The organism is Bacillus xiapuensis, from assembly GCF_002797355.1.
Lineage (GTDB): Bacteria > Bacillota > Bacilli > Bacillales > Domibacillaceae > Bacillus_CE > Bacillus_CE xiapuensis.
The window spans coordinates 675,059-701,915 of sequence record NZ_KZ454940.1 but is presented as its reverse complement, the minus strand read 5'-3'; the positions used below and the strand labels follow the sequence as shown (position 1 = coordinate 701,915).

At 38.5% G+C, this 26,857-nt stretch carries 28 protein-coding genes; 22 read left to right on the top strand and 6 right to left on the bottom strand.

Features of this window, described 5'->3' with window-relative positions; all coding sequences use genetic code 11:
- Position 1 precedes the first annotated feature (1 nt).
- The 6 genes from walK (at position 2) to CEF20_RS15025 (ending at position 6,545) form a co-directional block, all read left to right on the top strand.
- Positions 2-1,825, top strand: coding sequence for a cell wall metabolism sensor histidine kinase WalK (gene walK / locus CEF20_RS15050; protein ID WP_100332668.1), 1,824 nt, complete (start codon positions 2-4; stop codon positions 1,823-1,825).
- Complete coding sequence (locus CEF20_RS15045) at positions 1,822-3,153, top strand: YycH family regulatory protein (protein ID WP_100332667.1); 1,332 nt, start codon at positions 1,822-1,824, stop codon at positions 3,151-3,153. The genes walK and CEF20_RS15045 overlap by 4 nt, the downstream gene beginning before the upstream one ends.
- Positions 3,140-3,928 carry a two-component system regulatory protein YycI gene (locus CEF20_RS15040; RefSeq protein WP_157796313.1) on the top strand — a complete coding sequence of 263 codons (789 nt, stop codon included), beginning with the start codon at positions 3,140-3,142 and terminating at the stop codon, positions 3,926-3,928. The genes CEF20_RS15045 and CEF20_RS15040 overlap by 14 nt, the downstream gene beginning before the upstream one ends.
- A 20-nt stretch (positions 3,929-3,948) precedes the next feature.
- A complete protein-coding gene (locus CEF20_RS15035) occupies positions 3,949-4,743 on the top strand; it encodes an MBL fold metallo-hydrolase (RefSeq protein ID WP_100332665.1) in 795 nt (264 codons plus the stop codon).
- A gap of 187 nt (positions 4,744-4,930) precedes the next feature.
- Positions 4,931-6,133 carry a S1C family serine protease gene (locus CEF20_RS15030; RefSeq protein ID WP_100332664.1) on the top strand — a complete coding sequence of 401 codons (1,203 nt, stop codon included), beginning with the start codon at positions 4,931-4,933 and terminating at the stop codon, positions 6,131-6,133.
- Positions 6,134-6,386: 253 nt separating this feature from the next.
- On the top strand, positions 6,387-6,545 hold the full coding sequence (locus CEF20_RS15025; protein ID WP_100332663.1) for a CxxH/CxxC protein: 159 nt from the start codon (positions 6,387-6,389) through the stop codon (positions 6,543-6,545).
- A 114-nt stretch (positions 6,546-6,659) separates the two neighbouring features.
- Here CEF20_RS15025 and CEF20_RS15020 read toward each other — a convergent pair whose 3' ends face one another.
- Positions 6,660-8,963, bottom strand: a complete 2,304-nt coding sequence (locus tag CEF20_RS15020) for a glycerophosphodiester phosphodiesterase family protein (RefSeq protein WP_100332662.1) — start codon at positions 8,961-8,963, stop codon at positions 6,660-6,662.
- A complete protein-coding gene (locus tag CEF20_RS16755) occupies positions 8,884-9,069 on the bottom strand; it encodes a hypothetical protein (protein ID WP_157796312.1) in 186 nt (61 codons plus the stop codon). The genes CEF20_RS15020 and CEF20_RS16755 overlap by 80 nt, the downstream gene beginning before the upstream one ends.
- A gap of 204 nt (positions 9,070-9,273) precedes the next feature.
- Here CEF20_RS16755 and rlmH point away from each other — a divergent pair, with 204 nt between their 5' ends.
- Positions 9,274-9,753 (top strand): 23S rRNA (pseudouridine(1915)-N(3))-methyltransferase RlmH, encoded by a 480-nt coding sequence (rlmH, locus tag CEF20_RS15015; RefSeq protein WP_100332661.1) that lies wholly within the window; start codon positions 9,274-9,276, stop codon positions 9,751-9,753.
- On the opposite strand, the gene CEF20_RS15010 is transcribed toward rlmH, so the two are convergent.
- Positions 9,655-11,397, bottom strand: coding sequence for a recombinase family protein (locus CEF20_RS15010; RefSeq protein ID WP_100332660.1), 1,743 nt, complete (start codon positions 11,395-11,397; stop codon positions 9,655-9,657). The two genes, rlmH and CEF20_RS15010, sit on opposite strands and share 99 nt — an antisense overlap.
- A gap of 213 nt (positions 11,398-11,610) precedes the next feature.
- Between CEF20_RS15010 and CEF20_RS15005 the strand changes: the two genes are divergently transcribed.
- The 10 genes from CEF20_RS15005 to CEF20_RS14955 all read left to right on the top strand — a co-directional run bounded on the left by CEF20_RS15005 (position 11,611) and on the right by CEF20_RS14955 (position 20,746).
- Positions 11,611-11,979: an ArsR/SmtB family transcription factor gene (locus tag CEF20_RS15005; RefSeq protein ID WP_100332659.1), complete on the top strand. Its 369-nt coding sequence runs from the start codon at positions 11,611-11,613 to the stop codon at positions 11,977-11,979.
- The gene (locus tag CEF20_RS15000; protein WP_198508543.1) at positions 11,972-14,362 is read left to right on the top strand and encodes a heavy metal translocating P-type ATPase; all 2,391 of its coding nucleotides are present in this window, start codon (positions 11,972-11,974) and stop codon (positions 14,360-14,362) included. Before CEF20_RS15005 ends, CEF20_RS15000 begins: the two co-directional genes overlap by 8 nt.
- Before the next feature lie 70 nt (positions 14,363-14,432).
- Entirely contained in the window at positions 14,433-15,047 is a 615-nt protein-coding gene (locus tag CEF20_RS14995; protein WP_100332658.1) for a CadD family cadmium resistance transporter, read from the top strand.
- Between the two features lie 497 nt (positions 15,048-15,544).
- Positions 15,545-15,889: an ArsR/SmtB family transcription factor gene (locus tag CEF20_RS14985; protein ID WP_087941717.1), complete on the top strand. Its 345-nt coding sequence runs from the start codon at positions 15,545-15,547 to the stop codon at positions 15,887-15,889.
- 15 nt (positions 15,890-15,904) lie between these two features.
- On the top strand, positions 15,905-17,203 hold the full coding sequence (locus tag CEF20_RS14980) for an arsenic transporter (RefSeq protein WP_040037802.1): 1,299 nt from the start codon (positions 15,905-15,907) through the stop codon (positions 17,201-17,203).
- A 15-nt stretch (positions 17,204-17,218) separates the two neighbouring features.
- Positions 17,219-17,638: an arsenate reductase (thioredoxin) gene (gene arsC, locus CEF20_RS14975; RefSeq protein WP_100332657.1), complete on the top strand. Its 420-nt coding sequence runs from the start codon at positions 17,219-17,221 to the stop codon at positions 17,636-17,638.
- Positions 17,639-17,727: 89 nt separating this feature from the next.
- Complete coding sequence (locus tag CEF20_RS17645) at positions 17,728-17,961, top strand: arsenic metallochaperone ArsD family protein (protein WP_438819050.1); 234 nt, start codon at positions 17,728-17,730, stop codon at positions 17,959-17,961.
- Between the two features lie 209 nt (positions 17,962-18,170).
- Positions 18,171-18,563, top strand: coding sequence for an Hg(II)-responsive transcriptional regulator (merR, locus tag CEF20_RS14965; protein ID WP_040037804.1), 393 nt, complete (start codon positions 18,171-18,173; stop codon positions 18,561-18,563).
- A gap of 24 nt (positions 18,564-18,587) precedes the next feature.
- Positions 18,588-20,228 (top strand): mercury(II) reductase, encoded by a 1,641-nt coding sequence (gene merA / locus CEF20_RS14960; RefSeq protein WP_040037805.1) that lies wholly within the window; start codon positions 18,588-18,590, stop codon positions 20,226-20,228.
- A 185-nt stretch (positions 20,229-20,413) separates the two neighbouring features.
- Entirely contained in the window at positions 20,414-20,746 is a 333-nt protein-coding gene (locus tag CEF20_RS14955) for a nucleotidyltransferase family protein (RefSeq protein ID WP_229740664.1), read from the top strand.
- Between the two features lie 100 nt (positions 20,747-20,846).
- On the opposite strand, the gene CEF20_RS14950 is transcribed toward CEF20_RS14955, so the two are convergent.
- The 3 genes from CEF20_RS14950 to CEF20_RS14945 form a co-directional block, all read right to left on the bottom strand.
- Positions 20,847-22,343 (bottom strand): recombinase family protein, encoded by a 1,497-nt coding sequence (locus tag CEF20_RS14950; RefSeq protein WP_100332656.1) that lies wholly within the window; start codon positions 22,341-22,343, stop codon positions 20,847-20,849.
- Positions 22,340-22,504: a hypothetical protein gene (locus CEF20_RS16750; protein ID WP_157796311.1), complete on the bottom strand. Its 165-nt coding sequence runs from the start codon at positions 22,502-22,504 to the stop codon at positions 22,340-22,342. Before CEF20_RS16750 ends, CEF20_RS14950 begins: the two co-directional genes overlap by 4 nt.
- A 266-nt stretch (positions 22,505-22,770) precedes the next feature.
- The gene (locus tag CEF20_RS14945) at positions 22,771-23,028 is read right to left on the bottom strand and encodes a hypothetical protein (protein ID WP_100332655.1); all 258 of its coding nucleotides are present in this window, start codon (positions 23,026-23,028) and stop codon (positions 22,771-22,773) included.
- A gap of 566 nt (positions 23,029-23,594) precedes the next feature.
- Between CEF20_RS14945 and CEF20_RS14940 the strand changes: the two genes are divergently transcribed.
- The 5 genes from CEF20_RS14940 (at position 23,595) to CEF20_RS14920 (ending at position 26,855) form a co-directional block, all read left to right on the top strand.
- On the top strand, positions 23,595-24,518 hold the full coding sequence (locus CEF20_RS14940; protein WP_100332654.1) for a hypothetical protein: 924 nt from the start codon (positions 23,595-23,597) through the stop codon (positions 24,516-24,518).
- Entirely contained in the window at positions 24,463-25,314 is an 852-nt protein-coding gene (locus CEF20_RS14935) for an ATP-binding protein (protein ID WP_100332653.1), read from the top strand. The genes CEF20_RS14940 and CEF20_RS14935 overlap by 56 nt, the downstream gene beginning before the upstream one ends.
- Positions 25,315-25,440: 126 nt before the next feature.
- On the top strand, positions 25,441-25,689 hold the full coding sequence (locus CEF20_RS14930; RefSeq protein WP_047184324.1) for a TIGR04540 family protein: 249 nt from the start codon (positions 25,441-25,443) through the stop codon (positions 25,687-25,689).
- 18 nt (positions 25,690-25,707) lie between these two features.
- The gene (locus tag CEF20_RS14925) at positions 25,708-26,310 is read left to right on the top strand and encodes a DUF1819 family protein (protein ID WP_100332652.1); all 603 of its coding nucleotides are present in this window, start codon (positions 25,708-25,710) and stop codon (positions 26,308-26,310) included.
- On the top strand, positions 26,307-26,855 hold the full coding sequence (locus CEF20_RS14920) for a BREX protein BrxB domain-containing protein (RefSeq protein ID WP_019720352.1): 549 nt from the start codon (positions 26,307-26,309) through the stop codon (positions 26,853-26,855). Before CEF20_RS14925 ends, CEF20_RS14920 begins: the two co-directional genes overlap by 4 nt.
- Positions 26,856-26,857: the final 2 nt, after the last annotated feature.

Sequence of the window (26,857 nt, the reverse complement as noted above, 5' to 3'; positions counted from 1 at the left end):
AATGAAAAGAGTTGGTTTTTTCCGTTCGATACAACTGAAGTTTGTATTAATTTATGTACTGCTTATTTTATTTGCTATGCAAATTATTGGCGTGTATTTTGTGAAAGAATTAGAAGAAAAGTTTGTAAACAACTTTAAAAGCTCCTTGCAGCAGCGGGTGAATTTGCTGGAATACAATTTAAGAGAAGAAATGCTGAAAGAGCGGACGGATGAAACCCCGACGCTGGAGCAGGATATTCAAAAGATAATGGAAGATTTTGCTGCTCCTGATATTGCGGAAGTGCGGGTTGTCGACCATCGCAGCCGCATCATCGGAACATCCGATCCGAATAAGCAAGGAATGCTCGGACAAAGAATGCCGGACATCTCCGTGAAAAGAACGCTGTCAGTCGGAGCGGAAGAAGATCATATTCTGATCGACCGCCAGACGAATAAGCGGATTTGGGCATATACCTCTCCGATTATATCCAATAGAGAAGTGATAGGGGCCGTCTATTTAGTCGGAAAAGTCGAAAGCGTTTTTGGCCAAATGGATGAAATTAACCAAATTCTCTTTTCCGCCACCGCTCTGGCACTGGGACTTACCGCCATCTTAGGGGTGCTGCTAGCCCGGACAATTACCCGTCCCATTTCGGATATGCGCCGTCAAGCTGTAGCGCTCGGAAAGGGAAACTTTTCCCGTAAAGTAAAGGTTTACGGGCGAGATGAAATTGGTGAATTAGCCGTTACATTTAATAATTTAACGAAACGGCTCCAGGAAGCCCAGGCGACAACGGAAGGGGAAAGACGAAAGCTGTCATCCGTTCTTTCCTATATGACTGACGGCGTCATTGCCACTGACCGGAAAGGCCGAGTCATTCTGATCAATGAGCCGGCAGCTAAGCTATTGAATGTTACACGTGAAACAGTGATTTCGCGTCCGATTACTTCACTGCTAGGACTGGAGGAGGACTATTCATTTGACGATCTGCTGAATGAACAGGATTCGGTGATTTTAGATTACAGCAATGAGGAAAACCCCTATATTTTACGAGCTAATTTCTCTGTTATCCAGAAGGAAACAGGCTTCGTGAATGGTCTGATTACGGTTCTTCACGATATTACCGAGCAGGAAAAAATTGAAGCGGACCGCCGCGAGTTTGTGGCCAATGTTTCGCATGAATTGCGCACGCCGCTAACGACCATGCGAAGCTATTTGGAGGCGTTAGCAGAAGGAGCATGGCAAGATAAAGATATCGCACCGCATTTTCTGGAGGTCACGCAGACAGAGACCGAGCGGATGATCCGATTAGTGAATGATTTGCTGCAGCTAACGAAGTTCGATAGCCGCGATTTTCAATTAGCGAAAAAAGAAGTCAACTTTACTAGATTTTTCAATCGGATTATTGACCGCTTTGAAATGACGAAATCTCAAGATATCACCTTTAAGCGCACCTTGCCCGATTATCCGATTTATGTCGAGATAGACACAGATAAGCTGACGCAGGTGCTGGACAATATTATTTCCAACGCGCTTAAATATTCTCCTCAAGGAGGACGGCTGACATTTACAGTGGAGGAACAGAGCAATTCCATTGTCGTCAGCGTCCGTGACCAAGGGATGGGCATTCCGAAGAAGAATCTTGAACGGGTTTTTGAACGTTTCTATCGAGTCGATCGGGCTCGAACACGGAAAATGGGCGGAACAGGTCTCGGTTTGGCCATTGCGAAAGAAATAATCACGGCTCATGGCGGCAGCATATGGGCAACAAGTGTAGAAGGGAAGGGAACAACAATATTCTTTACACTTCCATACGAGCATTCACAAGAGGATGATTGGTCATGAGCTACGAAAAATTTAAATCGCTCGCTTTAGCTGTGCTTGTGCTCACGAGTATTATTTTGACGCTGAGCATTTGGAATTATCAGCCGCATTACGAAACGAGAGATGAGGATTACATTCATGAGGTCTCCATCAGTGAAACGAGAGAAGCAGCCGATTTGATTAAACCAACGAAATTGCTGTTTCATGGAATTGGGACTCACTTTGGCACCACAGGTGAAAAGCATACGAATGACGTCATGAAGGAGCTAGGAAACTGGACATTTTACGAGCCGAAAAATATATCCAAAACCTTAAATGAAAAGGAATTTGATCAAGTCCTTCACGGCAGCAATCGTACGGAATTGGTGTTTCCTTCCTTCATTCCCTTCAGCACGATGAATATGATCTTGAATTTCAGCCATTCCAAAGTGCCAAATGCTGTTTTCGACCGGATCGTTGTCAGTCAAGTCAACATGCGGGAAAAGAAAGCGACCGTCTATTTCGTATCCACGAAGGAGCGTCTTATTTTTGCAAGCCAGGCGGTTGCTCCTACGCTGCCATCATTCAAAAAGAGCTTCATGGATAATGCTTTCAAATGGGGAGAGTATGTGCCGCGAAAGCTGGGTGGCACCGGCAAGCTGTTCCTGCCATTAGAAAATCCCGTGCTGCATCGTTACAAGTACTACCCTGATTATATCGAAGCAGAGAAATTTAAAGATGCGCTGTTTACGGATCCGAGCTTTGTAAAGAAAGGATCCAAAACAAACAGTGAAGAGTATACAGATGGATCCAGCTTAATGCGGGTCTATTATGATACCAATAAGATTTTCTATGTGAACCCGGCAAGAGAGCCGGACAGCACACAGAATGGAACATTGCAGCAGCTGATTGACAAGAGCATCAACTTCGTCAACGAGCATAGCGGCTGGACAGATCAATACCGCTTGTTCGAAGCGGAACCGGGCTCTTCTAAAATCGGGTATCGTTTATTTATTAAAGGGAAGCCGGTATTTAATGATCAGGGAATGGCTAAGATTGAGCAAATTTGGGGAAAAGAACAAATCTATCAATATACCCGTCCTTACTTCACTCTGGATATATCTTTGCCGTCTGAAGAAGAGAAATTGGAGCTGGCGGATGGTTTAACAGCCTTGAATCAAGTGAAACAGCAAAAGAACTTCAATCCGAAATTATTGGAGGATATGGCTGTAGGCTATTATTTACAGCATGATCCGCAGACTTCAAAAATTATCGTGCTCGAGCCTGGCTGGTTCTATAAATACGGCGGGCAATGGAAGCAAGTTCCGCAGGAAAGTCTGACGGGGGGGAATGCCGATGGATTGGAGTAAAACGAAAACAATATTCATTGCTGTGTTTCTAGTGCTGGACATTTTCCTGCTGACGATGCTTTTTAATAATTACAATGAGAGTCAAATGACAGTCGTGAAAGAAGAGCCGATAGAGAATAAGCTGAAGACCTACAATATTAAATACGGGGAGCTGCCCGATGATGCCGGCGAGAAGCCGATCATCACCGCCAAAACCAAAACCTTTTCCAAAAAGGATCTGGAAGAATACCCCGATCAGGATATGAAGCTGGAGAGGGAAAAAACCGTAATTGATAGCACCTTGACAGAGCCTGTCAAGCTTGGTGAAAAGAAGGTGGAAGGCATCAAGGCTTTCGTTCAAAGCCGAGTGAATTACGGAAGTAAGTACCAATATTCCAATATGAATGAGAAGAAAACAAAGGCGATCTTTTATCAGCAGCATAATGATAAGAAGCTGTTTGAAAATAAAAGCGGTAAGCTGGAAATTAAGCTGAACAGTGAAGGGGACATCATTGGCTATGAGCAAACGCTGCTTGAGGACATTGAAGAGAACAGCCAAAAGGAGGAAGTACTTCCGGCTTTTCAGGCCATCCAGACTCTTTATAAGAACGGTCTCATCAAGCCGAACAGCACTATTTCCAAGGTTGAGCTTGGCTATTATACCGTCGTGCAGCTGACAGAATCGCAAGTGCTTTCGCCGACTTGGTATATTCGGATTAAGAAAGGCGACAAGGTGGAGAAGCTGTATGTGAATGCCTTTGACGGCTCAATTTATCAAGAAGAAAAAGACAGTTAACAGCAAGTGGAGTGAACAAAATGACGATGCATTTTAGTGTGCTGGCCAGCGGAAGCACGGGAAATGCGTTTTATGTGGAAGCAAACGGACAAGCGTTCTTAGTGGATGCCGGCTTGAGCGGCAAACAAATGGAGGCGCTGTTTGTTTCCATCAACCGGGACATCAAAAACCTATCAGGCATTCTAGTGACCCATGAGCACAGTGACCACATTAAAGGCCTCGGTGTGTTAGCCAGAAAGTACAAGCTGCCGATTTATGCCAATGAAAAAACATGGCGAGCGATGGACAAACACATCGGCAATGTGGACGGGGAGCAGAAGTTTATATTTGATATGGAGACCGTTCAAAGCTTCAATGGCTTGGACATTGAATCGTTCGGCGTCTCCCATGATGCGGCTGAACCGATGTTTTATGTGTTCCATCATGAAGGCAAGAAGCTGGTCTTGATTACCGACACCGGCTATGTCAGTGATCGGGTCAAGGGCATTATCAGAAATGCTGATGCCTATGTATTTGAAAGCAATCATGACGTGCAGATGCTGCGCATGGGACGGTATCCATGGAATATTAAACGCCGAATTCTCGGAGATTACGGCCATGTGTCCAATGAAGACGCCGCGCTGGCGATGTGCGATGTCATCGGTGACCGGACGAAGCGCATTTACTTGGCTCACTTAAGCCAGGACAACAATATGAAGGATTTGGCGAGAATGAGCGTAGCACAAACGCTTCAAGGGAAGGACATGCCTGTAGGCGAGCAATTTGAGCTGTATGACACCGACCCGAAAACGCCAACCATTTTAACGGAAGTGTAAGCAGGCAGGCCGCTTTATGAAAGATTTTGTCTTTCGTAGAGCGGTTTTTTTGACGGCATCTGTCCCGGCGGCGTAAGATGAAAGTATGTTCCTCCTTTGCATATAAATTGAATTTTGCAAAGGAAGCGTTATAATTTTAAAAAAATGGAGAAAATAATTCAGGACAAAGAGGAAAGGATGAAACAGTTTGGGCTATTACGATGAAGACAGAACCGGACGCCAGCAGCGCAGCTCGAAAAAAAGCGGTTACTTTTTATCAAGCTTAGTTGGATTAATCGTGGGCGCATTGCTGGTTCTCATTGCTTTGCCAAAACTCGCTGATTATAATTTGCTTCCCGCAGCCGGAAATCAAGTGGAAGTCGAGCAAAATCAAAAGCCGGTAGGGAAGAAGGTTTCTCTTGATATTACCACCGATGTCACGAAAGCGGTGAATAAAGCGAAGAACACGGTCGTGGGCATCACCAATATTCAGTCCGGCAGCTTTTGGGAAGGAGAAGCCGCCCAGCCAGCTGGAACTGGATCAGGCGTTATTTATAAAAAAACAGGTGATAAAGCGTATATCGTCACCAACTATCACGTAGTGGAGGGCGCTCAGCAGCTGGAAGTATCGCTTGCGGACGGCACGAAGATACCGGCAAAGGTGCGCGGCGGGGATATGTGGACAGACTTGGCCGTTGTGGAAGTTGACAGCAGCAAAATCACTGATGTCGCGGAGTTCGGCGATTCTGACGCGCTGAAAGCCGGTGAGCCGGTTATTGCCATCGGCAACCCGCTGGGACTTGAGTTTTCCGGCTCCGTGACACAGGGGGTTATTTCCGGGCTGGAACGAGCGGTGCCGGTAGATATTAATAAAGACGGGATGGTCGATTGGCAGGCGGAGGTTCTGCAGACAGATGCGGCCATTAACCCGGGAAACAGCGGGGGAGCGCTCGTGAATATCTCAGGCCAAGTGATCGGCATCAATTCCATGAAGATTGCTGAACAATCGATCGAGGGCATCGGCTTGTCGATTCCGATCAATTATGCCGAGCCGATTATCGGCAACCTTGAGAAATATGGCAAGGTGAAGCGTCCGGCCATGGGCGTGACGCTAAGAAACGTCAATGAAATCCCGGCTTACCACCAGCAGGAGACATTGAAGCTGCCGGCAAATGTGAAGGATGGTGCGATGATTGAAGCCGTTATGCCGGGCACACCTGCATCTAAAGCCGGCTTGCAGGAGCTGGATGTCATTGTTCAGTTGGACAATGAGAAAATCACCGACATTTTGGCTCTCCGCAAATACATGTACACGCACAAAAAGATCGGCGACAAAGTGGAGGTTATCTTCTATCGCGACGGGCAAAAACAAAAGACAACGATGACATTGTCCTCCGAGGGCATGCTGTAAGCAAGAAAACGCAGAAAAGCGGATATGCTTTTCTGCGTTTTCCTATGGTAAAATGTAAAAACAAAGTGAAGCTTTAATCAGCGGGCTTCCGCTGTTGAAAAGAAGAACGAAGGCCGTCTTTGCAACGACCTGCTGCGTCTTTGTGACCGACCTTGTGCTGGCCTGAACGAACGGGGCATTATATTTTCCCACTGTAGGCTATGTTAGAACAGCTTACATGCAAGATAAAGGATGTATAAAGGAGGTTGGCTGCATGATTTATTGCTGTAATGACCATGTTGAACTAGCGCTGGATGTCATTGTTGACGAGTACGAGACCTTTCCAGTGCTGCGCAAGCTGAAAGAGGAAGAAAAAATGTCCACAGCCTGTGAATACTGTCGAAAGGAAGCAGAATATATGGTGGAGAACTAATATTCGCCTACAAGATGTGGATAGCTCTTGTGGATATGTGGATAACTTTAAGGAGAAATCATTACCTTTCATTAAATAAAGAGGACTGGCCTTGGCAGACCAGTCTCTGTACGTTTATTTAACCGTGATTTCAATCGGTTCAGACACTAAACGCCACTCTTGTCCCAGCATGTGAAAGGTATGTTGCACAAATACTTGGGCTGTTCCGGGAGCGATCGCTTCAATGGTGTTTCCTTCAATTGCGACTACCTGCTGATTGTCCGGCGCATATAAGCTTGTTTCAATCGTCTCTTTTTTCTGTGTGCGGTAGTTTACAAATGCCTTGGCTTGAATCTGCGCTTTCGCTCCGACTTTTAAATTGCGCTTCTTAATCGGCGTTTCCAAGCGGACGGGGGCGGCGTTGAGCCATTGCGTATAGTCCGTGATCGGTCCGATCATCCCTTTAAGCATCTGTTCTTTGAGCGCCTCTTCTTTGCGGAACGTCCAATGCAGGTTGATCATTCCCCGCTGGCGCATATAGGTGATGAATTCCTGTGACAAGCTGCCGTAGCTGGAGTTAAGCGTTGCATTCATGCGGGCAGCGCTATTGAGCATTTGCCGGGCATTTTTCAAGCGGGCGTCCGCTGAACCTGCGGGAGATGATGAGTACAGGAAGCCCGTGCCGATTTCCGGCTTGAGGGCATCCGATTTTTTCACGCTGTCAAAATCGAAGCTTTGGATCAGCACTTGATCGGTCATGCCTTCTTCTTCAATCTCCTTGATGGTTTGCTCTTCGATTCCCGCAGCTTTCAGTTCCACGAGCAGAACGGCGTCTGTTCCTTTAAAGGCTTGCAAATATTCGCGGAAAGAAGGCACTTTCTCTCCGGCAAACTCGGGACCGAACTTGATGCCGGCATCAAGCTGGCGTATTTCTTCAAACGTCATTTCGGACACCTTTCCCGTGCCGTTCGTTGTCCGATCAACAGAAGCATCATGCATGATGACTAATTGGCCGTCCTTTGTGCGCTGCAGATCCGTCTCAATTAAATCAGCGCCCAGTTCATAGGCTTTCTGATAGCCGGCCATCGTGTTTTCCGGGGCAAGAGAAGGAATTCCGCGATGAGCGGCGACAATCGGCCGCTGGACGAGCGTATTTTTCGGATATTGGCTGAACGCTTTCACGACAGGCGCTGTCTCTTGTGCGATGATGCCATCGACCCCCGCGTGAATCAGCTGATGGGCATCCGCTTCCTGCGGACCTGCCACTCCCCAAACGGACACGGTGCGGCTATGGAAGGTGTGAACGAGATCGGCCGAAAGCAGCTTTTGCGGAAGAATCGCCACTTTTGCGTTGTGCTTGTGAATCTCCCGAATAAAACGGCTGATGTCATGCTTATTCAGCGATTGGCGGTCATATATGACTGCGCCTCTTGCGGAGGGAATCTCCTGTTTGACTTGGTCGATGAGCGCCGGATCCGAGGAAGCCAGATGCACATCCTGAATCGCCATCTCTTTTAAGAGCGAGGCGAGCGGTTGCACGGCTGCTTTCTCTTCCAATTGAATGACGGGAATCATTTTTCCTTTCATTTTGTCAAGCATAGTTTTTAGCGGCGTACCATTGACCATCAAGCGGCTGTTTGTCTTCATAACCATGGAGGAAATGCCGGTTCCCGCCAGTGAATCGACCGCTTGCGGCGTGGCAGCGGAGGATAAAATCGTCGGCGCATTTAAAATATTCGTCTCCGCCTCCTTAGGCAGGAAGGCGCCGGATTGCGCAAGCGGCGGCAATTCAGCCTCCTGGGAAGTCACGCGCACATTGTCGAACTGCACCGTCGTTCCGGCCGCTTGAAAGCCAATACTGCCCTTTTGGTAAGCGGAAGCCATATCCGTATCAATCACCAGCTGACCGTTGACATATTGCTGCACGCGGCTGCCTTTTGCGACAATTTTTAAACGGTATGTCTGTTGAAAGGCAAACGGCTCGGAATAAAACGTTTTATCAAGCACCTCCCATTGATTGTTCTGATTGCGCATAGCAAACTCCAAGCCGTTCATGGCTGCGGCATTGCGGCGGACTGCAAATTGGTAATACGGATAGTTGTCCTCTTGAACGCGGTACATCACAGATGCCCAGCGAGAATCCTCCACAGCCGACAAAAACGTCATATCGGCTTCAATGACATAATCGCCGGCTTCTTCCGCAAGCGGAACAAGCACGCGCGCCGGTTGGGATGTAGAAGGCGACGTCAGCGTCAGCTTGCCGTTTTGCACAGCAGCCTGTCCTTGCACGACTTTCCAGCCGGCAGGAAGTGAAGCGGAGGCCTCAAAGTTCTCCTCCAGCATCGCAGCCGGAGCCGCTTCAGGAATCATCGGAGCCGAACTTAAGACCATCCCGGCCGCCAGCATCCAAGGAATCGTTTTCTTTTTCACCTGTTTCATCTAATCTTCCTCCTATTAAACAAATCATTGCTGCTTCTATTCTTTCAGGAGGATGTAAAGAGAATATTAAAGAAAGTTTAATTTTAACAACAACAGGAATATTCACTGCTTTCTTCCTAAATGACAGCAAAGAGAAGAGGAGATAAGAAGGAAGAAAAAGAAAAATGCTGCCAAAACCCTAAACAGCCGCAGCAAGCAAGCCAAGAAAAAAACAGTGGATAAGTAAGAAAAAACAGATAACTTCTGTTGATATGTGGATAACTTTTGTGGATATCCTGTTTGTAAATTGTTTGTAAAAGGAGGACACCCTGTGAATATCTCAATCATCACCGTAGGAAAACTCAAAGAAAAATACTTAAAGCAAGGCATCGCCGAATACACCAAACGCCTGTCCGCTTATGCCAAAGTCCAAATCATCGAAGTCGCCGACGAAAAGGCACCCGAAGAACTCAGCCCAACCGAAATGGAACAAATCAAAACGAAAGAAGGCGAACGCATCCTCGCCAAGCTCAGCCCGGACACCCACGTCATCGCCCTCGCCATCGAAGGCAGCATGAAAACATCCGAAGAGCTCGCCCGCCAGCTCGACCAGCTCGCCACCTACGGCAAAAGCAAAATTGCCTTCATCATCGGCGGCTCCCTCGGCCTCAGCCAAGACATCATCCAGCGAGCCGACGACACTCTCTCCTTCTCAAAAATGACCTTCCCCCACCAGCTCATGCGCCTGATCCTCCTGGAGCAAGTGTACCGGAGCTTTCGGATTAATCGGGGGGAACCGTACCACAAATAGAGGCAAAAACTGTTGTAGATAAGGTGGTAATTCTTTATCGGAAGCGGGTATTGAAAATGTATGTTCATTATCCGTTTCTCGATACAACAAGTGGATTAGTATAAAGGTTTTCGATATATTCAGTTCAGTAAAATCAAATTCAAGTTCTATGTTTTTTATGGTTCTAGATTTATCTATTTGCTTGATTGAGATATTATCGATTAACAACTGAAGTAATTGTTTTTTATTTTCCCTAGATGTCTTCCTATATACTGATAAGAATTTTTTCAGTAAATTTTCAATCAAATCTGGTTGGATTACTTTTGAATCGATAGATCCTAATTGTATTATAATCTCATTTTTCTTTTGTTCTAACCCCCTTTTATCATTCGAGACCTTTTGTAACCGTTCTTGTAGAATATCAACAGGGAGAGTGTTTTTCTCAAAGGCATCCATATACTTTGCCTGTAATTGTTCAATCTCTTTTAATCGTATTTCAATCTTTTCTAATTCTTTGTTAAGCTTACTTATCGAATGAGCAGAACTTGAACTTATGTCAGTGATCGTCTTATATAATCTCTTCTTATTAGAACTAAAATGTTCAATTTTCTTGATAACCGTTTCTTCTGCTTTATATGCCTTAATGGAATTAGCTTTACAAGCAGCAGATCCTTTGTTATGAAAATCGCTACAGACGTAATAACGATGTTTTCGTTTCGTCCCATCTTTTCGTGTATGTGTTGTAATTGACGGAACCATTCCTTGACCACAATCAGGACAGCGTAAAAGGCCACTAAGTAAAAATGGTTCGTTTGATTGACGCTGCTTAAATGATTTACTTTTTCTCCTTGCTCGTACAACGCTCCATAGTTCGTCCGAAATAATAGGTTCATGTTTTCCTTCTACAAGAATAGGATTTGGATTTTTCCCTTTTCTTCGTTTGGAATCCCAATTTTCAAATTTTAGCCAACTGATTTTACCGTTATATATTACATTGTCTAGGATTTGTGCTACTCCATTGATGGAGAAATAACGATTACGCTTGGTTTTATATCCAGCTTTATTTAAGTGGTTAGAAATCGCTCTTAGCCCTTTGCCATTTGCATACATATGATAGATTAACTGTACTACTTCAGCTTCCTTTTCATTGATAACTAGCTCCTTCTTAACAGTGTCATATCCAAATACAACTCCGCCGTTCCATCTCCCTTCCAAGGCTCTCTGTTTCATACCAAGCTTTACATTTTCTGCTAATGTATTTCGCTCCATTTCAGCGATTGATGCCATAATTTGAAGTACTAAGCGACCTATAGGACTACTGGTATCAAAGTTTTCCGAGTAGGATATAAATTTCACATTGTATTTTTCAAACTTATCTAGAATCATGAGTGTTTCTAGCATATTTCTTGAGAGTCTAGAAATTTTCCAAACTATTACAGCATCAAATCTTTCATTTTCTACATCTTTGATTAATCTCTTCATTTCAGGCCGTCCTTTTACGGATTTACCACTAATTCCTTCATCGACATATTCATCAATCACCTCCCAGTTATAAATTTGAGCATATTGCCGAAGTGTTTGAAGTTGCGCGGCTATACTAAAACCTTCTTTTACCTGTTCCTCTGTGCTTACACGAGCATAAATTGCAACTCTTGATATATCCATATCTAATCCTCCTTCATACTGATATTACAATGAAATACTAGATAAGAGAAATGGGACCTTATGTGATTGTTTGACTTAAATGGGAAATTGAAGAAGTACTTTTTAGATTTGGAAAAAACCCATTTCTTTTTTATTTCATTCAAGTATATGCTTGAATGTTTTACTGAAAAAAGTTACTATATAATCAAGCAAATACTTGAATGAGGTGATGATTTGAATAAGAAAGATACTTGTGAAATTTTTTGTTATGACGAGGAAAAGGTTAATCGAATACAGGGTGATCTACAAACAGCAGATATTTCAGGTGTTTCTCAGATGTTAAAAGCAATTGCCGACGAAAATAGAGCAAAAATCACCTATGCTTTGTGTCGGGAAGATGAACTATGTGTTTGTGATATAGCTAATATCTTAGGTGTTACAGTTGCTAATGCTTCTCATCATTTACGAACACTTTATAAGCAAAGGATTGTCAACTATAGAAAAGAAGGAAAGCTTTCCTTTTATTCATTAAACGACGAACATATCAAACAAATTATGATGATTGCATTAACACATAAGAAAGAGGTGGAGGTAAATGTCTGAACAAGCTGAACGGTCTGAAGTGGAAATGACTTCCTACCGAGTACAAGGCTTTTCATGTGCTAATTGTGCAGGGAAATTTGAAAGAAATGTTAAGAAACTGCCCAATGTGCAAGATGCAAAAGTAAATTTCGGTGCATCTAAAATATCCGTATATGGTGATGCAACGGTTGAAGAATTAGAAAGGGCTGGCGCTTTTGAAAATCTTAAAGTAATGCCTGAAAAACCAAAACGGCAAACACCAATTGTTGTTCATCAGGATAAAAATGTGTATCGGGTTGAAGGCTTTTCGTGTGCCAATTGTGCGGGTAAATTCGAAAAGAATGTAAAAAAATTATCAGGGGTTCATGATGCAAAAGTAAATTTTGGTGCATCTAAAATTGAGGTATATGGGAATACAACTATCGAGGAATTAGAAAAAGCTGGTGCTTTTGAAAACCTTAAAGTCGCTCCAGATAAACCATTAAGGGAAGAGAAACAAGAGGTTAAAGAAGGGAAAGAGCCATTTTATAAAAAACACAGCACATTACTATACGCTTCTTTATTAATCGTTTTTGGTTATATCTCTCAGTTTGTTAATGGGGAAGAAAATATTATTACCTCCCTATTGTTTGCAGCAGCCATCGTTATTGGGGGATATTCACTCTTTAAAGTCGGGTTTCAAAACTTACTACATTTTGAATTTGACATGAAAACTCTTATGACAGTGGCTATTATTGGAGCAGCTATTATTGGAGAATGGGCAGAAGGTGCAATTGTTGTTATTCTCTTTGCAATTAGTGAAGCTTTAGAACGTTTCTCTATGGACCGAGCAAGACAATCAATTCGATCTTTAATGGATATTGCTCCGAAAGAGGCGCTTGTTAGAAGAAATGGGCAAGAAATGATGATTCATGTTGATGATATTGCTGTTGGCGATATTATGATTGTGAAACCCGGTCAAAAGCTTGCTATGGATGGTGTAGTAGTAAATGGCTACTCGGCTGTTAATCAAGCAACTATTACAGGCGAGTCAGTCCCAGTTGAGAAAACAGTGGATGATGAAGTTTTTGCAGGTACATTAAACGAAGAGGGAATACTTGAGGTTAAAGTAACAAAGCTTGTTGAAGATACAACAATTTCCAAAATCATTCACCTTGTTGAAGAAGCTCAAGGGGAACGCGCGCCTTCTCAAGCGTTTGTAGATAAATTTGCAAAATATTATACGCCTATTATTATGATTATCGCAGGGCTGGTAGCTGTAGTACCACCATTATTATTTGGTGGCAGCTGGGGAACTTGGGTTTATCAAGGGCTAGCAGTATTGGTCGTTGGTTGTCCCTGTGCATTAGTTATTTCAACTCCTATTTCTATTGTTTCAGCAATTGGAAATGCAGCTAAAAAAGGTGTGCTTATCAAAGGCGGAATTTATCTAGAAGAAATGGGTGCTTTAAAAGCAATAGCTTTTGATAAAACGGGTACACTTACAAAAGGAGTTCCAGTTGTAACAGATTTTAAAATGTTGAACAATCAGGTAAATGCAGAAGATATGTTGTCTATCATTACTGCATTAGAATATCGTTCCGGGCATCCTCTAGCTTCAGCTATTATGAAAAAAGCAGATGAGGAGAACATTTCCTACACTCATGTAATCGTGGATGATTTCTCTTCTATCACAGGAAAAGGAATTAAGGGGACTATCAACGGTACGACTTACTACATTGGAAATCCAAAATTATTTGAGAATCTATCAGTTGATTTTAATAACGAACAAGATCAACTAGTTACAGCCCTTCAAAATCAAGGTAAAACTGCAATGGTGGTTGGAACTGAAAAAGAAATACTTGCTGTCATTGCAGTAGCTGATGAAGTACGTGAATCAAGTAAAGAAGTTATTCAAAAGTTACATCAACTTGGAATTAAAAAAACCATTATGCTTACGGGAGACAACAAAGGAACGGCAGATGCTATTGGAGGTCATGTTGGGGTAACGGATATTCAGGCAGAACTATTGCCACAAGACAAATTAGAATTTATCAAAAAATTGAGATCTAAATACGGAAACGTAGCAATGGTTGGAGATGGTGTCAATGATGCTCCTGCATTAGCTGCTTCTACCGTTGGAATTGCGATGGGTGGGGCTGGTACAGACACAGCACTAGAAACGGCAGACGTTGCTTTAATGGGAGACGATTTAAGAAAACTTCCATTCTCCATTAAATTAAGTCGAAAAGCTCTTACCATAATTAAGCAAAACATTACCTTTGCACTCGCTATCAAATTCATTGCTTTGTTATTGGTTATCCCCGGTTGGTTAACACTTTGGATTGCCATCCTTTCTGATATGGGAGCAACTCTTTTAGTTGCGTTAAATGGTTTACGACTTATGCGAGTAAAAGAGAAATAAATATTAACATATAATCTAAGGGCTTTTCTTCTCATTGAAAAGCCCTACCCCAAAACTTGGAGATGAAAAAATGATTACAACGGCACTTACATCAGCTGCAGTTTATGTAGCAACAGGAATTGATTATCTTATTATATTGACCCTCTTGTTTTCGCAAATAAAAAAAGGTCAAGCAAAACATATATGGATAGGACAATACATAGGTACAGCAATTATTATAGCAGCAAGTCTTTTAGTCGCTCTAGGTATTACATGGTTAATTCCTCAGCAATGGGTTTTAGGTCTTCTTGGGCTTATACCGCTTTATCTGGGGATTAAGATTTGGATTAAGGGTGAGGAGGATGAAGATGGAGGCAATATTTTAACTTTATTTTCATCTAATCGTTTTAATCAATTATATTTAACGGTTATATTTATTGTGCTGTCCTCCAGTGCAGATGACTTCTCTATTTATATACCATATTTCACAGCATTAAATGCGGTTGAAATCCTTATTGCTAGTATTGTCTTTTTCATTATGGTTGGGGTTCTATGTTATGTCAGCTATCGCTTAGCTTCTTTGGATTTTGTATCAGAAAAAATTGAGAAATATGAACGTTGGATTGTCCCTATTGTATTTATAGGGCTAGGGATTTATATCATGTTTGAGAATGGTACATTCAACGCTTTATTTTCACTACTTTAAAATATATCCGATAATTAAAAGGAGAATCTTTAAAGAAGATGTAAAACAATTTATCTAATATGTAGACACAAGATAGAATAAGAAAGAACACATCATAAACTAAAATCTGATGTGTTCTTTTTCTTTTATGCGGTCTTACCTATAGAGATAAACAATAAAATCTGAGTGATAATAGCTAGTATAGGTAATTCCAATAATGGGCCTATACTAATGTTAAAGCAATTAAAGGTTGATCCTGAAATGCTGTCATAGCAATTGCTAAAGCTATAGGTGAATTTCTAGCTAAAGTGGTCATATTCAAACTGACTTTATCAGATTGCGAGAATTTCAGAAGCTGCCCAACTTTTCGACCAGCGATAAAATTTATTACAAAGTATATACAGGTTTGTTTAATTAAACATTTATTTAAATGTCACATTTTAATGAAATATTTTATTGTATATATAAGCAAATAGTTATATACTAATGTTGTAATGAAATTATAAGGAGGAGATGATGTGCTGCAAACAACCATTGAAATGGAAAAGGCTGCAGTTATTTTAAAATTATTGGGTGATAAAACAAGATTAACGATTATGAAATTAATTGATAATCAAGCTTGTTGTGTCTGTGAATTTGTTGAAATATTTCAAGTCAGTCAGCCATCGATTAGTCAGCATTTACGTAAGTTGAAAGACTTAGGATTGGTTAAGGAAGAAAGAAAAGGGCAATGGATATTTTACTCCGTAGATAAGGAAAATGAATATTATTCATTTATTAAACCTATTCTTGATCAATTACCTAATCAAGATTACAAATTAAAAGAACTTGAAGAAAATGGTACACGAATTTCTTGTTGTTAAATTGGAGGTATTATTTTGTCTACAACGCTTATACTCGCAATATTAATTTTTATTGCAACCCTAGTACTAGTAATATGGCAGCCAAAGGGCTTAAACATTGGCTGGTCCGCAATGGGTGGAGCTGTAATTGCCTTATTAGTAGGGGTAGTAGGATTCAGTGATGTTCTTGAAGTAATTGACATCACATGGAATGCAACGCTATCCTTTGTCGCAATTATCCTTATTTCTTTAATACTAGATGAGATTGGATTATTCGAATGGGCAGCACTGCACATGGCACGGGTAGCAAAAGGTCATGGAATAAAAATGTTTGTTTACATTAGTATTTTAGGTGCAGTTGTTGCAGCATTATTTGCGAATGACGGAGCGGCACTTATCCTAACACCGATTGTTCTTGCAATGGTGCGAAATTTGAATTTTAAAGAAAAAATGATATTCCCTTTTATTATGGCAAGTGGATTTATTGCGGATACAACTTCATTACCATTTATTGTAAGTAACTTAGTAAATATCGTTTCTGCAGACTTCTTTGGCATTGGATTTGTTGAATATGCTTCGCGGATGATTATTCCGAACTTATTTTCACTAATTGCAACCATTTCGGTATTACTAATCTACTTTAGAAAAAGTATCCCTAAGAATTATGATTTATCGAAACTTAGGGAACCGAAAGAAGCAATAAACGATATAAAGATGTTTCGCCTTTCTTGGTATGTTCTCGGATTATTAGTAATTGGCTATTTTAGTAGCGAATTCATAAATTTACCAGTATCTATTATTGCTGGGGCCATAGCTATATTCTTTATCATAATGGCCAGACGTAGTGCCGCTGTTAATACGAAAAAAGTTATTAAAGGCGCTCCGTGGAATATCGTTATTTTTTCAATTGGAATGTATGTCGTCGTATATGGATTGGGAAATGCCGGGCTGACCTCTGCGCTCGCAAGTGTTCTTCAAACTGTGGCTGAACAAGGATTATTCGTTGCTACAGTTGGAATGGGTTTTATAGCTGCTTTCCTGTCATCGATTATGAATAATATGCCAACCGTAATGATTGATGCATTAGCCATTGCTGAAACGAATACTTCTGGTGTATTAAGAGAAGCGCTTGTTTATGCTAACGTAGTTGGTTCGGATTTAGGACCAAAAATTACGCCAATTGGTTCACTAGCAACCTTAGTGTGGCTCCATGTACTTTCCCAAAAAGGAATTAAAATTTCATGGGGAACCTATTTTAAAACCGGGATTGTTTTAACTATCCCAATACTTTTTATTACTTTAGTAGGTCTTTATCTAACACTTCTACTATTTTAAAAAGGAGAATGAATTATGGCTAAAAAAACAATTTATTTCTTATGTACAGGGAACTCATGCCGTAGTCAAATGGCAGAGGGATGGGCGAAAAAATATCTCGGAGATGAATGGGAAGTTAGAAGTGCAGGGATTGAGGCACATGGACTAAACCCAAATGCGGTAAAAGCAATGAAGGAAGCTGGAATTGATATTTCTGTTCAAAAATCGGAAACCATTGATCAAGAATTTTTAAATAACGCAACATTGGCGGTAACATTATGTGGAGATGCCAAAGACCGCTGTCCAGTGACACCACCTCATGTAAAACGTGAACATTGGGGCTTTGACGATCCAGCCAAGGCTGAAGGTACGGAAGAAGAAATTTGGAAAGTGTTTCAGCGCGTTCGTGATGAAATAGGTGAACGGATTAAGCGATTTGCTGAAACAGGTGAATAATAGGGAATGATGAGGCATGTTGATACGCAAGCCTTATCTTTTCGGTTTCTATATAAGTATATAACTATACATCAATAAAGAAGTTGTTCATGATGAAAAAGGTAGAAATGTTTGACCCAGCAAAATGTTGTTCTACAGGTGTTTGTGGACCGAGTGTCGATCCAGATTTAACTAGAGTTGCATCAGCTGTTTATTCCCTTGAACAAAAGGGTGTTACTGGTAATGCGGCTCAGAATGTATTAATTAATATGAGTTTTAAAGAGGTATTTAACCTGTCTGGTGGGAATAAGAATTATCAGAGTTTTAAAAAGGGAAAACAATAATCATAAAACGACTGATAAGTGAAATAAAAGGTAGGGAGAACTTCCAACCTTTTTAAATTTATCTTAACCATTTACTAGTGGGGGCAATTTTATAATAAATAACCACTTTTCATTGAAGGAGAATACTTTAGTAGGGAAATTTTAATAATATATATCTACTTGACCATGTACTGTAGTACATGGTTTATAATTTTATTGAGGTGAAAATAGTGATTTATCGCATTGGTGAGTTTGCAGATAAATGTGGAGTTAACAAAGAGACGATTAGATATTACGAACGAAAAAATTTACTAAAGGAACCTTCCCGAACAAAAACTGGTTATCGTTTATATTCAGATTATGACGTTAAGCGTGTAGGATTCATCAAGCGAATACAAGAGCTTGGTTTTTCTTTAGGTGAAATCTACAAGTTACTTGGAGTTGTAGATAAAGATGAAGTCCGTTGCCAAGATATGTTTGAATTTGTTTCTAGAAAACAAGAGGAAGTTCAAAAGCAAATAGAGGATTTAAAACGAATTGAAACTATGTTAGGTGACTTGAAACAACGATGTCCTGATGAAAAGCAATTACATGCGTGTCCAATAATAGAAACTTTAACATGAGAGATTAATGAAAGGAGCTTTATTATGAATAAATATAAGGTAAATATTGAAGGAATGACTTGTACAGGCTGTGAAAAACACGTAGAGTCAGCACTTGAAAGTATAGGTGCTAAAAATACTGAAGCAAATTTCCGTCGCGGTGAAGTAGTATTTGAATTGCCTAATGGTATAGAGGTTGAAAGTGCAAAAAGGGCAATTAACGAAGCAAATTATCAAACTGGAGAAATTGAAGAGTTACTACAACAAGAAAATGTGGTGTTAGGTACTAAAGGTAATTATGATCTTCTTATTATTGGTTCTGGTGGTGCAGCTTTTTCTGCTGCAATTAAAGCTATTGAATACGGTGCAAAAGTTGGAATGATTGAGCGTGGAACGATTGGAGGGACCTGTGTGAATATTGGCTGTGTTCCATCCAAGACCCTTCTTAGAGCAGGGGAAATCAATCATTTAGCTAAGATAAATCCGTTTATAGGTTTACAAACATCTGCTGGAGAAGTGGAATTGGCTCCTTTAATCAAGCAAAAGAACGAATTAGTGAGTGAACTTCGGAATCAAAAATATGTCGATTTAATAGACGAATATGGATTTGATTTAATTGAGGGAGAAGCAAGCTTTGTTGATGAAAATACAATTGAGGTAAATGGAACAAAACTTTCTGCAAAACGCTTTTTAATTGCAACAGGGGCCTCTCCTTCTATCCCATCGATTTCTGGACTTAATAAAGTTGATTATTTAACAAGTACAACGCTATTTGAATTAAAGAAAGTTCCAAAACGTTTAACGGTGATAGGTTCAGGATATATTGGGATTGAGCTTGGGCAACTCTTCCATCATTTAGGTTCAGAAGTAACACTTATACAAAGAAGTGAGCGATTATTAAAAGAGTATGACCCGGAAATTTCTGAAACAGTAGAAAAAATGTTAATCGAACAGGGTATACACCTTATCAAAGGAGCAACATATGAGTGTGTCGAACAAGATGGGGAGATAAAAAAGGTTTATCTAACTGTAAACAGTAAGAAAAAAGTCGTTGAATCAGAGCAGTTACTTATTGCAACAGGAAGAAAACCAAATACGGATTCTTTAAATTTACGTGCTGCAGGTGTTGATGTTGGAAAACAAAAGGAAATACTGATAAATGAATTTGCTCAAACAAGTAATGAAAAGATTTATGCAGCAGGAGATGTGACATTAGGACCGCAATTTGTGTATGTAGCAGCCTATGAAGGTGGAGTTGTTGCAGATAATGCAGATGGTGGATTAAATAAAAAAATAGATTTATCCGTTGTTCCAAGCGTTATATTTACAAATCCATCGATTGCAACAGTTGGTTTAACGGAAGAACAAGCAAAAGAAAAAGGCTATGAAGTAAAAACATCAGTATTACCGTTAGATGCAGTCCCAAGAGCGATAGTAAATAGGGAAACAACAGGTGTATTTAAACTTGTAGCTGATGCAAAAACGTTAAAAGTATTAGGGGTTCATATCGTAGCTGAAAATGCAGGAGATGTGATTTATGCAGCGACATTAGCCGTTAAATTTGGCTTAACCGTAGAGGATTTAAAAGAAAGCTTTGCTCCATATTTAACATCGGCAGAGGGAATAAAATTAGCTGCCCTTACATTTGATAAGGATGTATCAAAATTATCTTGTTGTGCAGGATAAAGCTCCTTATTTATAGGAGCTTTAATTAATACACTTAAACTATCTCACCCTTTACAGGAATAACAGCAATTTAATAGTAATTTGGCTGGTTGCGGTTCAGTAGAATGTGTAATTAATGGTAGAGTATTATTAGGACTTATATCATTTGTTAATGGGTTCGGAATTATAACGAAAATAAAAAACCAATGTCGGAAAATGGTGATGATAATATGTTATCGAAACAAGCAATCCTTGATGAATTATCAAAAAACCTAAATACTTGGAGAGATAAACACGGTGTTAAGCGAGTTGGTTTGTTTGGTTCTTACAGCCGCGATGAACAAAAAGAATCCAGTGATATTGATGTAATAGTAGAATTTAACGACTCGGATTTATCTTTTGATAATTACATGGACTTAAAAATAAGCCTAGAAGATCACTTTCAGAAGCCGATAGATTTAGTCATATTAAATGATATTAAACCTGCTTTAAAGTCAGAGTTTCTATTGACTACTACATTTGTAGAAGAGGGAAAATAATAAGATTATAATTTTAGCAGTCTATTTGCTAGAAAATAGACTGCTAATTGAGCTTCCTACTAAAAATTGTTCAAATCTACAGTAAAATGCCAGCAAGTTGTCAAACAAGTTCATTATTTATCTCTTTAAATAACTTCTGATCAAACTCGTAGACTATTTTTTTGATGGTTCGATCTTTAGGCTTTTCTCCAGTATTTACTTGAATTTCTTTGATAAGCAACCGAAGTAATTCTTTCTTATCAAAGTCGTCTAATAAGTTAAAAAATGAATTAAAATCATTAGCAATGCGGTTAATTACTGGTAATAAGTCATTGTTATTCTTTAATTCTATCTGATTTGTTAGTAGTATTTTAAATTCCTTATGTTCACTTTCTTGATTCTGAACTCTTTTCATTTCATCACTAAGTGTATCAATGTCGATTATTTTCTTCGTATAAAGTTGTATGAGATCCTGCTTCTCTCTTTTTAGTTCTCTTAAATTTTTTTCTAGTAATTTAAGTTCCTCTTCAATTGGTTCAAGTTCACTTTTTAGGTTATCCATAACAACTGTTTGTAATGGTACAGAGAGGTTTAAATCGTTAAGGTAATTCATAACCTGTGATAAAACCTCTTGCTCTGCATACTCCTTTTTTACAAGATTCGACTTACATGCTTTAGAGCCACTGTTTTTAAAACGGCTACACACGTAATATTTGTATTTTTTGTTTGCATTTCCTTGTACCATCGCTCCTCCGCAAGTAGGACATTTTAATAGACCTGATAACGGAAAAGAGCCGTTGTGTTTTTTTTCTTGGGTATAACTACGTAGTGATAAAAGCTTTTGGGTTTTTTCCCAAAGCTCTTCACTAATAATAGGATAATGATTCCCTTTTTTATATTTACCTTTCCATTTAACATAACCATTGTAGATTTTATTATTGAGAATAGTTCTAACAGCAGTAATAGACCAATAATTATCCTTTTTGGTTTTGATACCTTGCATATTTAAACTACTAGCTATTTTTCGATAACCCCACATTTTGTTAGAGTAACAATCAAAAATGTATTTCACTACTCTTGCTTCATCTTCGTTAATAACTAATTTCTTATTTACTAAATTATATCCAAATACCCTTCCACCGTTGAAGTCTCCATTTTCAAAGGTTTTTTCCATACCTAGTGATGTACGAAAAGCGATTAGATCTTTTTCGACTTCTGCAATAATACCTAATATCTGATAAATAAGCTTTGAGTTAGGATCGTTTGTGTCGATATTATCAGCTATTGAAATTAGGTTCTTGTTAGCCTTTTTTAAACGGTTAAAGATATATTGAGAATCTAAAGAATTGCGTGATATGCGGTCTTGTTTAAATACGATGACGGAATCAATATTATTCTCCTCTTGGAAAACATTATAAAACATCTCTTTAAACTCAGGTCTATTTGAAAAACTCTCCCCGGATGCTGGTTCCTCTACATATGTTTTTACAAGAATAATATTATTTTCCTTACAATACTTTTCTATTGCTTCAATTTGTTGTTCAATAGATGTGTTATCTAGTTGTTTATTTGTGCTAATACGAACATAGGCGTATGCTCTTGTATATTTAGTTATCATCTTTCATCCTCCAATTCAGTAATAAAAGTATCCGAGTATTTAATCATTAAGTCTGTTAGGAAGTTTAGAAAGTCATAGCCTTTTATTTTTGTTAACTCTTTATTTGTTGCGAGTTTAAGTTTGTAATGCTTATCAAAATCTAAAATTTCGTTTTTTATCATAATGAATGAACTCTCCCCTTATCTATTTGTGGATTAAACACACAAATAACAGCCGGCTAGTCATTTGCTGAAATATGATAACCGCGAAAAAATGATATTTTAAGAGGAAATAAAAACTTTTTTTTTTGCAACTTGAAATTTTATATCGATCATTTAGAGTAGCTATATCATTTACAGTTTTTAATTACACAAAAAAGCTTGAGGTATGTTCAAACTCCTCAAGCTTTGAATAATTGTAGTATTTTGGTCTTTAATTAATATTCCTGTTACGGAAGATCAGGAAATAATACTGTTCCCTCTTCGGTAAAAAAGAGATGGGGTTTTTTATATCCAAGAAAGTGGACATAAAGTGATTTTCCTTCATAAAGATTATCTATATTGGTTACTAAGTTACAATATGGTATGAAACCTAATTTACCATCTTTCGAATAGGTATATACCTCTATTCCTTTGTCTAAGAACTTACGTATTCTTACCTTTGTTGTCTGGTGGATAAAAAAGCCCGTTCTATCAAATGCTCTCACTAATAAAATCTCCTTTTATATTCTTTTCATATATACTTCTATATTTTGGGCATTTCTGCAGTATTATGTAAAGAAAAATTTTTGTTATTTCCATTTCTATACCATTTGTCCCATAACTCATGAAATACGAAGTTGTATTTAATCATTGTCTGATGTGATGTTTCAGTTGATTTAGATTTTAAATATACGATTACGGACCTCCCTTTAATCTAATGAAACTATTATAGCGATACTCATGTAAGAAATATACACTTTGTCTATAACCGGGTAGATAATAATCATAAACGGTCAATTTAGAGTCATGTTTATATTTAGGATTTTTAAAGTTATATATCAATCTAATCAAATCACAGATCAAATGAAAAAAGAGACTATTATCTTTTTGACAAACTTAAATAACGTTCATTTAAAAGGTCATTACTGGGCTTCAGTAGTGATCTTTTTAAATTTATAAAAAAATTTTATCTAACCTATTAAAATATGAAAAACACCACTTTATAATATTTAGGCTTTATCGTTGATAAAGCAACAGGACTAAAAATTATTCAATTAAAACGGAGAGGAAGGTGATAGAAATTAAAAAGAAACTAAAAAGAGCTGTAATTAAAGAGGAGTACGTCAAATTAACAGGCAGCACAGAAGAAGCAATCATACTAAATCAGTTTATTTACTGGAGTGAACGTACCAAGGATGTAAGTAAATATTTACTAGAAGAAAAAACAAGGTTAGAAAATGGCAGTAAGGAAGGTGATGTTTCCCTAAAATATGGATGGATTTATAAGAAGGCAGAAGAGTTAAAAGAAGAAGTGATGCTTAGCGTATCTGTAAATACAGTGCGGAAGCACATAAATCAACTGGTAAAAAAGGGATATCTAAATAAAAGAAGCAATCCTATCTATAGATGGGATAAAACATTTCAATATCGCGTAAATCTAGTAAAAGTGACATCAGATTTTAAAAAGATTGGATACCGTTTCGAAGATGAAAATTTGTTAACTGGAAGCGCAGATTTTGATGCTCGAGAAACAAATACTGAACAGTTGAATAATTATAATGAGTTTTCGAAACGCACAGGTATTACTGCAATACCAGAGATTACTACAGATACTAATACAAATAATTTATCAGAAATATCATCTTCATTGTCAATTGATGATGATATGAAATCCAATGATTCTAAACAATTTAATAAAATATGTGAACTTTATTTGAAGCTTAGTGGAAAGTCCAAAATATCATCTAATGACTATAAAGCTATTTTAGAAGTAGTCAAAGAGCAATGGAACACTAACCTAGTTCTGAAATGGATTGAGGATTGTTTTCGCCAGTTTAAGCCACAACACAAAAACGATCAAATTCGTTCTTTTCGATATGTAACAAACTATATTTTTGATCAAGCGCATAAAAACTATTTTTTTCAGGAGGTTGTTAACAATGAACAGAATACAGGAGATTATGTCGAAGATGAATATTTCGAACGATATGGGTGATTTGTCGTTGAAAAAGCCAGGGAAAATCACTAAGCCGTCAAATAAGTGTATTTATAATGAGTGTGATGGAAGTGGTATGATTCATTATCGCAGAGAAGATGGGACAGAAGCGATGACATTTTGCAAGTGTAGAGAGCAAAGACAATTACTAAATTCTATTAAAACTGCTAGAATTCCGAAAGAATATCATCATAAGAGCTTAGAAGATTTTAACGTTAACCATTATCAAAGTAAAGATGCTATAAAGCATGCAAAATATGCGCAAAAGGTAGCATCTGGATTTATCAAATCTTTTGAAACAATGAATGATATGGGAAAGGGTCTCTACATTTATAGCAAGACAAAAGGTACAGGAAAAACACTATTATCTATCATTATCATCTATGAACTAATGATGAAATATCAAATAAATCCACTTTATATTTCAGTGGTAAATATATTAAGTGAATTGAAGAATACTTTTCATCAAAAAGAGGTAAATTCATACGATATCATTCGATCTTTAACTGAAGCAGATATCTTAGTTATGGATGATTTAGGTGTGGAAAAAACTACGGATTGGGTGGAAGAAATCTTAACTCAGATTTTAGATGAACGAATGATGGATAATAAACCAACCATTATAACTTCAAATATGCCAATTACAGAGTTAGACCGAAAATACCCAAGCGGTCGTATAAAGAGTCGGGTGGAAAAAATGACTTTTCCAATTCCCATGCCTGAAGAATCTGTACGTAGCACCCTATCCAAACAAGAGAATGATAAAGTTGCTAAATTATTTTTTGAAGATGAATAAGTCTGTCAATTAATAATGGGCCGTTACCTTTGGTAGCGGCTCAATTTTATTATTCTATTATGGTACTTTCGTGGTAGAATAAAATAAAGATAAAGTATAAAAAAAGTAAGAGTAGGTGACTCTTAAATGGAAATTAAAATATTTCAACGAACTCAACGTGATCTTGCAGCATCTATTAACCAAGTTATCGATAAATATTGGGAAGATGAAATTGATGAAGTAGCAATGATGGATTTGATTCAAAAGTTGTACATAAATAATACGAATAAACTTATGAAGAATGGGAGTTATACCACGATAATTCGTCAACAATGTGGAAAACGTAGACTTGAAGTAGTTGATAAAGTAATCAACCAAATAAATAAAACACAATAGAGAGGAGGAATAGAATAAATGGAATATTCAGCAGGATTCACGAAAGAAAAATGGTCAGAGAATGACATTGCGGTAGTAATCGATCTTATTCTGCAAGGGAAAAATAAGAAAGAGATTTTAGAAGAAGTGACGGAGAATAATTTATTTCAATTAAGAAGTCCTTTGAGTATAAAAAATAGATTTAACATGGTATATAATCGTGCAGCTTCCTTAGACGATGAAATGAAACAGCACTTTTTACGAGCGAATGATTATGATCGAAAGGCATTAACGTTGTATACCTTTCTTCAAGTTTACCGAATACCATTAGAATTTTATATAGAAGTTATTGTTTATAAGTATGAACAACAGGAACCACTGTATCGCAATGATTTTCATTACTTCTTTGAAGACAAAGCAAGAGTAAGCGAACGGGTTATAGGGTGGAGACCTGAGACGATTAAACGACTAATTAGTACCTTAATGTTATTTTTTAAAGAGGCAAAAATGATTGAACAAATTGACCAGACAAAATACACCATTAACCCGATACATATAAGCCGAGATTTAAAAACTTATGCTGAAAAGAATATGCCATTGTTGTATTCTTTTTCAGTTTTAGAAAAGGTGAATGAGTCATGAAGTCTACATATGAACGATTAGAACAAATGGAAAAGCGAATTAACCAAGACGGATTTACCCAACCAAAAGGTATTGGGAGCGATATCCCTCATTTTGTATTGGATTATCCAGCGAAAGATGAGCTGCAAGTGCGTGTTTATGTAAAAAATATGTTGAAACGCACGCCCCTTAAGATAAAGGAAGTAAATCTGTTTGAATTCTTACTTTCATTCTTTGACGAAGATGAACTAGAAGAACTATATGAGTTAACAGAAAGTGAAGGGATGCGTGGATTAATAGATGTCATCGACCCGATTTTAAATGAGGGTAATATTATGTTCCAACAGTTTAAAGAAAAAACGGAGGAAGCAGATTTAATTTTTATTACAGGTGTTGGTACTGCTCACCCGTTTCTACGCTCAAGTCAATTACTAAAAATTGTTTCCAGTAAAGGCTATAAAAAACCGATTGTCTTGTTTTATCCTGGTGAATTTACAGGGCTGCGACTAAAACTATTTGGCATTTTGGACTATGAAGACGACTATCAATTATCACGTATTTCCTAGGG

Coding starts and splice junctions, on each gene's coding strand:
- walK (WP_100332668.1), top strand. CDS start 2: ATGAAAAGAGTTGGTTTTTTCCGTTCGATACAACTGAAGTTTGTATTA.
- CEF20_RS15045 (WP_100332667.1), top strand. CDS start 1,822: ATGAGCTACGAAAAATTTAAATCGCTCGCTTTAGCTGTGCTTGTGCTC.
- CEF20_RS15040 (WP_157796313.1), top strand. CDS start 3,140: ATGGATTGGAGTAAAACGAAAACAATATTCATTGCTGTGTTTCTAGTG.
- CEF20_RS15035 (WP_100332665.1), top strand. CDS start 3,949: ATGACGATGCATTTTAGTGTGCTGGCCAGCGGAAGCACGGGAAATGCG.
- CEF20_RS15025 (WP_100332663.1), top strand. CDS start 6,387: ATGATTTATTGCTGTAATGACCATGTTGAACTAGCGCTGGATGTCATT.
- CEF20_RS15020 (WP_100332662.1), bottom strand. CDS start 8,963: ATGAAACAGGTGAAAAAGAAAACGATTCCTTGGATGCTGGCGGCCGGG.
- CEF20_RS15010 (WP_100332660.1), bottom strand. CDS start 11,397: ATGGATATATCAAGAGTTGCAATTTATGCTCGTGTAAGCACAGAGGAA.
- CEF20_RS15000 (WP_198508543.1), top strand. CDS start 11,972: ATGTCTGAACAAGCTGAACGGTCTGAAGTGGAAATGACTTCCTACCGA.
- CEF20_RS14995 (WP_100332658.1), top strand. CDS start 14,433: ATGATTACAACGGCACTTACATCAGCTGCAGTTTATGTAGCAACAGGA.
- arsC (WP_100332657.1), top strand. CDS start 17,219: ATGGCTAAAAAAACAATTTATTTCTTATGTACAGGGAACTCATGCCGT.
- CEF20_RS17645 (WP_438819050.1), top strand. CDS start 17,728: ATGATGAAAAAGGTAGAAATGTTTGACCCAGCAAAATGTTGTTCTACA.
- merA (WP_040037805.1), top strand. CDS start 18,588: ATGAATAAATATAAGGTAAATATTGAAGGAATGACTTGTACAGGCTGT.
- CEF20_RS14955 (WP_229740664.1), top strand. CDS start 20,414: ATGTCGGAAAATGGTGATGATAATATGTTATCGAAACAAGCAATCCTT.
- CEF20_RS14950 (WP_100332656.1), bottom strand. CDS start 22,343: ATGATAACTAAATATACAAGAGCATACGCCTATGTTCGTATTAGCACA.
- CEF20_RS16750 (WP_157796311.1), bottom strand. CDS start 22,504: ATGATAAAAAACGAAATTTTAGATTTTGATAAGCATTACAAACTTAAA.
- CEF20_RS14935 (WP_100332653.1), top strand. CDS start 24,463: ATGAACAGAATACAGGAGATTATGTCGAAGATGAATATTTCGAACGAT.
- CEF20_RS14930 (WP_047184324.1), top strand. CDS start 25,441: ATGGAAATTAAAATATTTCAACGAACTCAACGTGATCTTGCAGCATCT.
- CEF20_RS14925 (WP_100332652.1), top strand. CDS start 25,708: ATGGAATATTCAGCAGGATTCACGAAAGAAAAATGGTCAGAGAATGAC.
- CEF20_RS14920 (WP_019720352.1), top strand. CDS start 26,307: ATGAAGTCTACATATGAACGATTAGAACAAATGGAAAAGCGAATTAAC.